The sequence below is a fragment of the Sphingorhabdus lutea genome (assembly GCF_001889025.1).
GTDB classification, from domain to species: Bacteria; Pseudomonadota; Alphaproteobacteria; order Sphingomonadales; family Sphingomonadaceae; genus Sphingorhabdus_B; species Sphingorhabdus_B lutea.
Genome location: NZ_CP018154.1, coordinates 1,350,259 through 1,362,277 on the forward strand (window position 1 = coordinate 1,350,259; position 12,019 = coordinate 1,362,277).

Annotated in this window: 10 protein-coding genes; 6 read left to right on the forward strand and 4 right to left on the reverse strand. The window is 46.1% G+C overall.

What is annotated here, in order from left to right:
* Positions 1 to 20 precede the first annotated feature (20 nt).
* Positions 21 to 1,385 carry an amidohydrolase gene (locus LPB140_RS06430; RefSeq protein WP_072559129.1) on the forward strand — a complete coding sequence of 455 codons (1,365 nt, stop codon included), beginning with the start codon at positions 21 to 23 and terminating at the stop codon, positions 1,383 to 1,385.
* 25 nt (positions 1,386 to 1,410) lie between these two features.
* On the opposite strand, the gene LPB140_RS06435 is transcribed toward LPB140_RS06430, so the two are convergent.
* A complete protein-coding gene (locus LPB140_RS06435) occupies positions 1,411 to 2,130 on the reverse strand; it encodes a polysaccharide deacetylase family protein (protein ID WP_156874153.1) in 720 nt (239 codons plus the stop codon).
* Positions 2,131 to 2,205: 75 nt separating this feature from the next.
* On the opposite strand from LPB140_RS06435, the gene LPB140_RS06440 reads away from it, so the two are divergent.
* Positions 2,206 to 3,102, forward strand: a complete 897-nt coding sequence (locus LPB140_RS06440; RefSeq protein ID WP_072559131.1) for a UDP-3-O-(3-hydroxymyristoyl)glucosamine N-acyltransferase — start codon at positions 2,206 to 2,208, stop codon at positions 3,100 to 3,102.
* Positions 3,103 to 3,105: 3 nt separating this feature from the next.
* Here LPB140_RS06440 and LPB140_RS06445 read toward each other — a convergent pair whose 3' ends face one another.
* A complete protein-coding gene (locus LPB140_RS06445) occupies positions 3,106 to 3,543 on the reverse strand; it encodes a hypothetical protein (protein WP_072559132.1) in 438 nt (145 codons plus the stop codon).
* Between the two features lie 277 nt (positions 3,544 to 3,820).
* The gene (gene aceA / locus LPB140_RS06450) at positions 3,821 to 5,095 is read right to left on the reverse strand and encodes an isocitrate lyase (protein ID WP_072559133.1); all 1,275 of its coding nucleotides are present in this window, start codon (positions 5,093 to 5,095) and stop codon (positions 3,821 to 3,823) included.
* A 235-nt stretch (positions 5,096 to 5,330) separates the two neighbouring features.
* Here aceA and LPB140_RS06455 point away from each other — a divergent pair, with 235 nt between their 5' ends.
* Together LPB140_RS06455 and LPB140_RS06460 are read left to right on the forward strand one after the other, a co-directional pair.
* Positions 5,331 to 6,776, forward strand: coding sequence for a helix-turn-helix domain-containing protein (locus LPB140_RS06455; protein ID WP_072559134.1), 1,446 nt, complete (start codon positions 5,331 to 5,333; stop codon positions 6,774 to 6,776).
* A gap of 17 nt (positions 6,777 to 6,793) precedes the next feature.
* Positions 6,794 to 8,071, forward strand: a complete 1,278-nt coding sequence (locus LPB140_RS06460) for an O-antigen ligase family protein (protein WP_072559135.1) — start codon at positions 6,794 to 6,796, stop codon at positions 8,069 to 8,071.
* Between the two features lie 55 nt (positions 8,072 to 8,126).
* Here the strand turns inward: LPB140_RS06460 and wecC are convergent, their stop codons facing one another.
* A complete protein-coding gene (gene wecC, locus LPB140_RS06465) occupies positions 8,127 to 9,428 on the reverse strand; it encodes a UDP-N-acetyl-D-mannosamine dehydrogenase (protein ID WP_072560572.1) in 1,302 nt (433 codons plus the stop codon).
* Between the two features lie 308 nt (positions 9,429 to 9,736).
* Here wecC and LPB140_RS06470 point away from each other — a divergent pair, with 308 nt between their 5' ends.
* Both LPB140_RS06470 and LPB140_RS06475 read left to right on the forward strand, forming a co-directional pair.
* On the forward strand, positions 9,737 to 11,050 hold the full coding sequence (locus LPB140_RS06470; RefSeq protein ID WP_072559136.1) for a nucleotide sugar dehydrogenase: 1,314 nt from the start codon (positions 9,737 to 9,739) through the stop codon (positions 11,048 to 11,050).
* A 27-nt stretch (positions 11,051 to 11,077) separates the two neighbouring features.
* The gene (locus LPB140_RS06475; RefSeq protein WP_072559137.1) at positions 11,078 to 12,019 is read left to right on the forward strand and encodes a Gfo/Idh/MocA family protein; all 942 of its coding nucleotides are present in this window, start codon (positions 11,078 to 11,080) and stop codon (positions 12,017 to 12,019) included.

The following is a 12,019-nucleotide window of genomic DNA, read 5'->3' on the forward strand; positions in this document are numbered from 1 at the left end:
ATAAAGTAGGGAAAATGAAAATGAAAAAATCAATTTTATCAATTGGGACGGCGATTTTGTTTGCCGGAGTAGCCAATATGGGCACTAAGGTTAATATTGCCTATGCACAAAATACAGATGTCAAAGCTGCTGTAGCTAAGGATATGCCATTATTGATGGAGGTATATCGCGACCTGCACGCAAATCCGGAATTAAGTTTTCAAGAAGTAAGGACGGCGGCAAAATTGGCGGCAGAGGCGCGCAAATTGGGCTTTGACGTTACCGAAAAGGTCGGCCAAACGGGCGTTGTCGCGGTGATGAAAAATGGTGATGGACCGGTGGTGATGCTGCGCGCGGATATGGACGGCCTGCCCGTGATTGAACAAACAGGATTGCCCTATGCATCAAAGGTGGTGGCAAAAACACCCCAAGGGGTGGAAACGGGTGTCATGCATGCTTGCGGCCATGATACACATATGACCGGATGGCTTGGCACGGCGCGTCAAATGGCGGCGCGTAAAGGGGAATGGTCGGGCACATTGGTCATGATTTTACAGCCTGCGGAGGAAATTGGATCTGGCGCAAAGGCGATGTTGGATGATGGGCTATATACCCGTTTCCCAAAACCTGATTATGTATTGGGATTTCATGACAATGCCGGAAATTTGGCAGGCTCGCTTGCCTATTCCCCCGGATTTGCCCTTGCCAATGTGGACAGTGTGGACATTAAAATATTGGGTGTTGGCGGACATGGTGCATATCCGCATACGGCCAAAGACCCCATTATTTTGGGCAGCCGTATTGTTACCACCCTGCAAACGTTGGTCAGCCGCGAATTAAACCCACTGGATAGCGCGGTTGTGACCGTGGGGTCGTTTCGCAGTGGGGCAAAACATAATATTATTTCTGATGAGGCGGAATTGCTTATCACAGTGCGCAGCTATTCCAACGAAAACCGCCAGCAAATTTTGGAAGGTATTAAACGCATAGCACGGGGGGAGGCGATTGCCGCCGGAATGCCCGATGATCGGATGCCGATAGTGACGATAAGGGAGAAGGAATTTACCCCAGCAACCTATAATGACCCAGAATTTTCCAAGGAAATAGCGGGTTTATTTGTCCAGCAATTTGGCGCGGACCGCGTTTCCATTGCCCCGCCAGTGATGGGCGGAGAGGATTTTAGCCGTTACCGTATGGCCGACCCCGATAATATTAAATCCATGATTTTTTGGGTTGGCGGCGTGCCTGAAGATAAATGGCAAGAGGCAGAGGCGAATATAAAGGCAGGAAAACCCTCCGGCCTTGCCTCGCTCCATTCGCCATTTTGGGCGCCTGATGCCCAAAAAGTGGTTTCCGCAGGAACAGAGGCAATGACTGTCGCGGCGTTAAAATTGTTAAAAAAATAAGAGGAATTTTGGCGGGGTTGGAGGTTCAGCCTTCAATCCCGTCAATTGCTACGGTTGAATTACCCTTTATGCCCGAAATTGTCCGCGCATATTGCATTTCCAAAAATTCACGAAGACGAATTTCAGGTGCGACTTCTTCTTCACTATGCCACCAAATGGGATGGGTTAATAATTGTATTGGCCCGCCATTTATAAACGCCTCTTGCTCCGTCGGCATACCAAAACGCCATGCGCCGGTTGAATCTGACATATAGGCAGCATCCACCATCCATTTTTTGCCATAGGTTGAAATTAACCCGCAAATTTCATCTGGCCCGCGAAGCAGCTCTTTTAACGGGCGGTGAAAGCTCATCATTTCACATTTTTGGCCGCTTGCATTGGACAGCCAACCGGCTTCCTTCAAAATCGCTTTGTCCATATCTGATTCATGGGTTTGCGTTACGTCATAATGCAGGCCAATTTTATGGCCAAGTGATGCCAATTTACGCAGCGCTGCGACGCTGTTTTGTTCAAAAATATTGTAAAAAGGGGCAGATGTTAAAATGAAATAGCTTGCGCTTATACCCTGTGCAGCCTCTAACTTTGCGATGGTGACGGCGGCATCCAAATCAAAATCAATATCATGGCGAATGAAGCATGTTTTTGGTGCAGGATTGGAAATATCAAATGTTTCAAACCGATATCCATTTTCAGCAAATGTGGAGAGGAGGTTGGAATATCCCTCCTTATTAAATTGATAGCCCACAAACATCCCCTTGTTCTTTGATGCAAAATAATCATAAGACTGGTAAATAGAAATTTTTATAATGCAAGGTGACTTATGAGTGTAACAAATGAACTAAATTCACAAATAATAGCCGATATGCTGGGCGGGGAGCATGTTGGGGATGTTCGTAATGTCGCGTCGATTTGCACAATAAATCATATCGCACCCAATAATATCATGTTTGTGAAAAGCTATGATAAATTGGCGCAGCTTAACCTTGCCCCCGATATGACAATTTTAGGGCCAATGGGCGATGCTCCCAATGGCGAATTTACGGTTATTAAGGTTGAAAATCCGCGTTTCGACATTGCCAAAATTATTGATGCATATTTTTACCATCCTGAATTGGACCGTGAGCATTTGAAAAATGGTATCGCAGAAAATGCCATTATTGATGAAACGGCATTTATTTCGGTCAATTGCACCATTGGCCGCGATAGCGTGATTGGTAAAAATGTGGTGATTGAGCCAGGTGTTTATATTGGCCCGCGCGTTAAAATTGGCGATAATAGTGTGATTAGGGCCAATAGCGTGATTGGCGGCTATGGCTTTGGTTTTGAAAAGGATGAACAGGGCGTCAACCACCGAATCCCCCATATTGGCGGCGTGGAAATTGGCCAAAATGTCGAAGTGGGCGCATTAACATCCATTTGCAGCGGCACTATCGACCCGACACGCATTGCCGATAATTGCAAATTGGACGATCATGTTTTTATTGCGCATAATTGCCAAATTGCGGAAAATTGCATGATTATCGCCTGTGCAGAGGTAAGCGGCAGCGTGAAATTGGGTAAGGGCGTATGGGTTGGCCCAAATGCGACCTTAATCAACGGTATTTCAATTGGCGATGATAGCTTTATTGGAATTGGCGCGGCGGTAACAAAATCTTTCGAAGACTTGGTAATTGTGGCTGGAAATCCTGCAAAAGTCCTGCGTAAAATTGAAAAATAAGGATTAGCTTGAAATGCTAACCCCTGCCATGCTTGGCTTTGGCCCGCCATTATTTGATGGTGGGGATGATTGCGGCGGTGCTGGGGGGGCATCATTGCTAGGTGCTCCCTTATATTCACCTCTATTTTTGCTCACGCTTGTTTGACCAGGATTGCCCCATCCGCCATCGCCCGACATAGGGCTGGCATCGTTCATGGGGTCACCAAAGCTGAAAGAGCTGCCATCATCTTCAAATCCTGAAGACGCATCATTTGTGCCTTCAGGCTTTGCTGCATCTTGCGTACCAGCCGCAGGAGGCGGCGGCAGGGTTTGCGGCGCAGATGCCGCAACCGAAGCCGAAGGTTGATTTTTATCAAAAACCGGTGCGCTATTTGGGACTAAAGCGGCGGAAAGGCCCGCAACGCCCAATACGCCCATTATACTTTTTTGGATCATGTCCATGAAATTCGCTCCGGATTTGTTTATAATTTATCTATGCAAACTTATACCAAGGCTTAGTTAAAAAAATTAAAATCTTGTTGGTTAATGCGTCAGTAAGGATGTTGATTTTTACCTTTTCCTTCACCATTATTTTTGACTATTTTATGGGGAAATTTATGCGAAAAAAATCCGCCGATGTTGCCACCGACGGATTAGTTATTTTCCTCCCCAGGAAAATTAGGAGCGCCCTAGATTTAAAGGGCTGTGCCAAGGGGCATTAAACCCCTTAGATTAATTATTAAAATTGGTCGGTCTCGGTTGACTCGCTCATCGCTGTGGTGCTGCTTGCTCCGCCGGCAATTGCCTGGGCAACCATATCGAAATAGCCTGTTCCAACTTCGCGTTGGTGACGCGTTGCGGTATAACCATTTGCTTCGCTGGCAAATTCGGCCTGTTGCAATTCGCTATATGCCGCCATGCCGCGATCCTTATATCCACGGGCAAGTTCGAACATGCCATAATTTAATTGGTGGAAACCGGCAAGGGTAACAAATTGGAATTTATAACCCATTGCGCCAAGTTCACGTTGATATTTTGCAATCACGTCTTTTTCCAAATTCGCTTCCCAGTTAAATGAGGGGGAGCAATTATAGGCCATCATTTTACCTGGGTGTGCTTTTTGAACCGCCTCTGCAAAACGTTTAGCCTCATCCAGATTTGGTTTGGATGTTTCCCACCAAATAAGGTCAGCATGTTCAGCAAATGCAATGCCGCGTTTGATACAATGGTCAACACCTGTCCCTTCTTTTAAGCGGAAAAAGCCTTCTGGAGTGCGTTCGCCAGTTAAAAATTCATGGTCGCGTTCATCAACATCAGAAGTAATTAACTTTGCGCTTTCCGCATCGGTGCGGGCGATAAGCACAGTAGGGGTGCCGCATACGTCGGCGGCCAAACGCGCAGCGTTCAGATTGCGAATATGCGCCTGTGTGGGGATAAGAACCTTGCCGCCCAAATGGCCGCATTTCTTTTCCGCAGCCAATTGGTCTTCAAAATGGACGCCGGCAACGCCTGCGGCAATATATGCCTTCATAATTTCAAAGCAATTTAATGGTCCGCCAAATCCGGCCTCTGCATCGGCCACAATAGGTGCAAACCAATCACGCGATACAGCGCCTTCGCTATGTTCAATTTGATCGGCCCGTTGCAGGGCATTGTTAATTTTGCGGGCAAGCTCTGGTCCTGCATTTGCGGGATATAATGATTGGTCAGGATACATTGCACCAGCGGTATTTGCATCGGCGGCCACTTGCCAACCGGATAAGTAAATCGCCTTTAACCCGGCACGCACCATTTGCATACCCTGATTACCGGATAATGCGCCAAGAGCGTTAATATAGGGTTCTTCTTTTAACAAATCCCACAATTTATTCGCGGTGCGCTTTGCCAAAGTATATTCAATGGGAACAGAGCCACGTAGGCGGTCAACATCTGCTGGGGTATAGGTGCGGTTAATGCCATCAAAGCGGCCCTTGGCGGCGGGAACAAAATCATCAAATGATTGGGGAGTTGCCATGTTAAAATCCTTTACTAAATTTACAAAAAAGAAATATATTTTCTTGTTACAAAAGTAATAGCGGCAGTTTTTGGAGTTTTTATAGTATAAACCGAAAAAAAACTGTGTGATTCAATGTATAAACCAACAGTCAATTTGTAATTTAGTAATATATTTACAAAAGTTGAAGTTGCGGATATAATATTTAATATTTCAGGCTGTTTTAGATAATGGTCGTCCGTGATAAAGGGAAAAAATGGCGCAAGATAAGGTATTTGCTGGTCATGTGGTGCGAAGATTGCGCCGTGATAATGGCATGACGCAGGTGCAAATGGCGGAGCTTTTGGAGATTTCGGCCAGCTATCTGAACCTTGTGGAGCGTAATCAGCGGCCCTTAACAGCATCATTTATCTTAAAATTAGTCGAAAAATTACATTTTGATCCACGTAGCTTAAGCGGGCCAGAGCCAGGCGGCGGGGTGGAGGCTGTTCGGCGGCGGCTGGGCGATCGGTTATTTCAGGATATTGGCGTTGATAGGGCGCAAATTGTTGAATGGTTGGCCAGTGCGCCGGACACGGCGGAGGCATTTGCCCGATTATATGATATGAAGGCAATGGGTGATGCAGGAACAGCGGCGGAAAATATTGGCGCAAATAATATAACAATATTGGTCCGTCAGGAAATTGAACGGTGGAATAATCATTTTGCCGATTTGGACAATATGGCTGAAAAATTGGCCGATGATTTGCGATTGCAATCAGGCGATGTCAATGGGGCAATGGTGACAAGGCTGCGTGAAAAACATCAATTGGGGGTTCGTATTTTACCCGCCGATATTTTGATAAATGCAAGCTGGAAATTGGATTATCATGCGCGCCAAATTCAAATATCTGAATTATTGGACCATAGCAGCCGTAATTTCGCCCTAGCCGCCTCTTTGGCAAGATTGGAGGCGGTGGATGAAATAGAGGCATTGGTACGCGGCGCAGCATTTGATAATAAAGTCCAAGAACAGCTATATCGGCGGCATTTACGGTCATATTTTGCGGCGGCCATTTTAATGCCCTATGGCCGGTTTGTCAGGGCATGTGAATCCAGCGCCTATGATTTTACCATATTACAACGCCGTTTTTCTGTTGGTTTTGAACAATTGGCGCATCGGTTAACAACGTTAAACCGCGTGGGACAGCGCGGACTGCCATTTTTTATGCTGCGTATAGATAAGGCAGGGCAGGTATCAAAACGATTTTCAGGGGCCAGCAATTCGCCCTTGGTCGCGGGGACGGCCCGTTGCCCGCTATGGAATGTGCATGATGCATTTTATTCACCGGGCAGTTTTTGCACCCAATATGTGGAGTTGGAGGATCAAAGCAGGTGGTTCACCATCAGCCGAACCGTTTCGCGCCTGTCCCCCCATGCCCCCAGCATGCAAAATGTAGGCAGGGCAGAGTCAATTGGTGATGTGAATGCACGGGGCATTTCCGCATCGCAATTTGCCATATCATTGGGGGTGGAGGCGTCCCATGCGGGCAATATCTGTTATTTTGATCAGGCGAAAATGCATGTTCACGCGGTTGGATTGGGCTGCGCCCAATGTACGCGCGCTAATTGTGCGCAACGCGCCGCGCCGCCGCAAAATCGCGCATTGATTTTTAGGGAAAATGAACGTGCATTTACCCCATTTTCCTTTATTGAGGAATGAGCGTTTAGGATAAAATAATGCCCCAAGATAAAAAATTACACATATTATCAAAAAAATATTGGTGGGTTTTATTGCCTGCTTTGTCACCATTATTCGCCATTATATTCACCTTTAATCTTGATGGTAAATATTCGCATATTCAATCAATATTCCGTTTTTGGTGGATGGCCGCTTTATTGGCGGAGCTGTGCGTTATAATGATTGCAATGGCGCGCGGCATGACCATATGGGGCGCGTTAAAAAAATTACAGGCATGGCGCGGATTGGCGCTTGCCATTTGGTTTACGGTCATTGCTATTGGCATTTACCGTGCGCCATTTGATCAAATTGGTGCAATTTTTGGTGCAATAATATGGTCCATTCATGCATTATTTGCCGCCTCTGCTTATCATTTAATTTTTAATCATCCCTCGGATAAACCAGTTGAGGTTGATCAATCAATTTCCCCGTTGGAGCGGCTGGCATTATTATTTGGCCATATTGTTGCATTATGCGCCATTTGCATATTTGCCTTTATCTATTTAACCGAGGGGAAAGGCGGTATTGAATGGTCAACCGACCTTCCTGGACAGGTTAATATTCGCCATTTTGGATATTATTTCCTGCCTGCCGCCGCCTTATGTTCGGCATATTTGTTAAATGGGAATAGCCGTTTTCGGCTCTATCATGCAATATTTTTTATTGCCGCGTTAACATTTTTATTTTGGTCGGGTTCGCGCGGCCCGATTTTTGCTTTGGCGGGAATATTGCTTTTATATATTGTCATATTCTTTAAAAAATTGGCCTATCAAAATATCGGTTTTTTATTGGGCGCAATTGCCATTTCTGCGGCGGGCAGCATGGTCATATTAACCCCGCCGCATCCATCATTTGGATTTTTTCAACGCCCCTTGACAAGTCAGGTTGATAATGAATGGGGATATAGCAGCGGGCGCACCGCATTATGGAAAGATACAATTCCCTATATCGAAAAACGGCCCTTATTGGGATATGGCGCACATCAATTCCGCGCCATTGTTCCAGAGGCGCGGGGCATGTCGCGTCACCCGCATAATGTGATATTACAGGCATTATTTGAATGGGGCATTTTGGGCACTATTGCGTTATTTTCGTTGATAATCCCTATGGGGTGGGCAATATTGCGCAGATTATTTGACGATCCCATCATTTATGGTCCGGCCGCCATCACCATTTCATCAATGGCGGCATTTTCCATGATTGACGGTGTGTTTTATTATCCGCTGGCCATCATGCTATTTTTCATGATTTCATGGTTGCCCAATAAATCTGAATAATGGCGATTATTGCCTGATAGCTTGCTTATAGGCAGCTTGCTTATTGGTTGGTTAATTAACTGGCCAGTGGCAATATAACCGGCTTAATTGATAAATGATCGGGTTGATCGCGCCAAATACCGCGCACATCATAAACGATTTTATCGGCGCGTTCGGCCAAGGGGACAGCCTTAAACGCATCATGATCGACCAAGGTGATCAAAATGTCGCACCCCAATAGGGCGCTGTCCAAATCAATTAAATTGGCCCCGCTTTGCGCCAATGCCTTGGGCAGGGTGGCGGCATATGGTTCAATAATATTGATACGGCTGCCATATTTTTCGGCCAAAGCCTCGGCCACTTTAACGGCGGGGCTTTCTCGGAAATCGTCAATATTCGCCTTAAAGGCAAGGCCCATGCAGCCAATTTTGGCCGTGGGATATTTGGCTATCATCGCCTCCGCTTGGCGGATGACATGATCTACCTTGCCATCATTTACACCGCGTGCAGTGCGGATTAACGGGGTTTCTTCGGGGGCGCTATGCACGATAAACCATGGGTCAACTGCAATGCAATGGCCGCCCACGCCGGGGCCGGGTTGTAAAATATTAACCCGTGGGTGCAAATTGGCAAGGCGGATAACCTCCCACACATTTAATCCCATTTTGTCGGCCACAATTGATAATTCATTGGCAAAGGCTATATTCACATCGCGATAGGCATCTTCGACCAATTTGGTCATCTCGGCCGACCGCGCGTCGGTGGTTACACATTCGCCGCGCACAAATCTTTTATAAAAGCTAAGCGCCTTTCGTGCACAGCGCGGGGTAATGCCGCCTATGGAACGGTCATTATTGGTCAATTCTTCCAATATTTTGCCCGGCAAAACGCGCTCTGGGCAATATGCAATGGAGATATCGGGTGTTTCCTGGCTGATGCCGGGGATTTTTAAATCAGGGCGCAAGGCGGCAATTAAATCGCGCATTTTTTCGGTTGTGCCGACGGGCGATGTGCTTTCCAAAATAATGGTATCGCCAGTTTTTAATGCGGCCGCAATATTGGTCGCTGCATCCAAAACATAGCTGATGTCCGGAGCATAATTTTCATCAAAAGGCGTGGGAACGGCAATGACGAAAACGTCGCTTGGTTCTACTTGGGTCGCGGCGCGTAATGTTTTGCGGGCAACCACACCTTGGACCAAACCGTCCAAATCCACTTCCTCAATATGAATTTCGCCGCGATTTATAGTGTCGACGACATGTTGGTTCACATCAATACCCAATGTCATACAGCCCGAACGGGCAATAACCGCCGCCGTGGGCAGGCCAATATAGCCAAGGCCCATTACACATACATTAGGTTTTTTTTCCGCCAGCATTGTCAATCTTTCATCATCATGGGTGGGCGGCCAATGAATATTTGCACGCACCATTAAAAATTTGACCCATCTATTTCATGAAAAGGTGAATAATTCGCAAAAATTAAGAATAAAAAGAGCAATTAAATTTTTATAAATATAAAATTCACTCGCAATTGTGATGCAATAGGGTTAATGGCGATTGAAATTCAGGCCTGCTTAACTATAAAAAATCAACATATTGGGCGGGTAAACATTATCTTCGTTAAGCCTTTGGGCATATGGTCCGTTAAAAGGGGGGTATATAATGAAGAAATGAAAGGTTGTTTATGAGTGATTTGAAGAGCCAGTTTTTAGATAAAATTAAAAATAAACAGGCAGTAATCGGCATTGTCGGCATGGGATATGTGGGGCAACCTCTTGCTCTTCGTTTTACCGATGTTGGTTTTAAGGTGCTTGGCTTTGATATTGATCAGACAAAGGTTGATGAATTAAATGGCGGCCATTCCGCCATTGAACATATTGATGATAGCTTAATCGCTGGAGCGGTTGCATCTGGCATGGAATGCACGACCGATTTTGCCCGCATTACCGATGCCGATGCCATTATCCTATGTGTGCCAACGCCGCTTAATAAACATCGTGAGCCGGATATCAGCTATGTCACCGAAACCTGCGATGCGATTGCGCCATATTTACGCGCTGGCCATATTATTTCGTTGGAAAGCACCACCTATCCCGGGACAACAGATGAAGAGGTTGTGCCGCGCGCAACCAAAGGTGGATTGAAAATTGGTGAGGATATTTTTGTTGTTTATTCGCCCGAACGCGAAGATCCGGGGAATGCGCATTTTAACACAAATACGATACCAAAGGTTATTGGCGGGGTTACACCGGCCTGTCTTGAAATTGGTTCGGCCATTTATGAACATGCCATTGACAAGGTTGTTCCGGTCAGCTCCACCAAGGCGGCGGAAATGACCAAATTGCTAGAAAATATCCATCGCGCGGTGAATATTGGTCTGGTCAATGAAATGAAAATTGTCGCCGATAAAATGGGCATTGATATTTTTGAGGTTATTGACGCAGCAGCGACCAAGCCATTTGGCTTTACCGCATATTATCCTGGCCCCGGTCTTGGCGGGCATTGTATCCCGATTGACCCATTTTATTTAACATGGAAAGCGCGCGAATATGGCGTGAACACCCGTTTTATTGAGCTTTCAGGTGAGATAAATCAGGCCATGCCAGCATATGTTTTTGATAAGCTGGTCAGCGCATTAAACGATGCGAAAAAACCGCTTCGCGGCAGCAAAATTTTGGTATTGGGCATTGCATATAAGAAAAATGTCGATGATATGCGCGAATCTCCATCGGTGGAAATTATGGAGATGATCCGTGATAATGGCGGCGATTTATCATATAGTGACCCACATGTGCCGACATTTCCCAAAATGCGCGAGCATAGTTTTAACCTATCATCGGTGGATTTATCACCAGAGGTTTTGGTTTCTTATGATGCGGTTATTTTGGCAACGGACCATGCCAAATTCGATTATGATATGATAAAGGCAAATGCCAAATTAATTGTGGATAGTCGCGGCATTTTCCGCAATGTTGAGCCGCATATTATTAAAGCATAGAAATTTTTAAGTAGGAGTTTTGGGGGAATGAAGCGCTTTGCGTTAATTGGTGCAGCGGGATATATTGCCCCGCGTCATATGAAGGCGATTGCTGAGACTGGAAATAATCTGGTGGCGGCATATGATATTAACGATAGCGTGGGTATTATTGACGGGCATTTCCCCGATGCTCATTTCTTTACTGAATTTGAGCAATTTGACAATTTTGTCTATAATGAAGGGCGCGCGGGCCGCCCGATGGATTATATGGCCATTGCCTCCCCAAATTATCTGCATGATTCGCACATGCGCACCGCATTGCGTGCTGGGTCGGATGCGATATGTGAAAAGCCGCTTGTTTTGTGGCCAGCGGATATTGACGCATTGGTCGATATTGAAAAAGCCACGGGGCGAAGGGTTCACACCATATTACAGCTTCGTCTTCACCCCGCCATTATTGCCCTTCGTGAAAAGGTGCGTTCGGGCGCACAGGATAAAAAATATGAGGTTGATTTAACCTATATTACCTCACGCGGGAATTGGTATTTAAAAAGCTGGAAAGGCGGCGTGGAGAAATCCGGCGGCATTGCCACCAATATTGGCGTGCATTTTTTCGATATGTTGCATTTTATTTTTGGCGATTTGCAACAAAATATCGTCCATGTGAACGAACCGACTAAGGCGGCGGGATATTTGGAATATGCCAATGCACGGGTTCGGTGGTATTTGTCATTGGATGTAAATGATGTGCCTGATGATCTGCGCGAAAAGGGGCAACGCACCTATCGTTCCATTATGGCCGATGATGAGGAGATTGAATTTTCCGGCGGCTTTACCGACCTTCACACGGTTAGCTATCAGGAAATTTTGGCAGGGCGCGGCTTTGGGCTGGAGGAGAATAGGGTGGCGATTGAAACCGTTTCCCACATCCGCCATGCGCCCCTTGCGCCATTAACCGGCGAATATCACCCATTTGCAAAGCGCGGATAA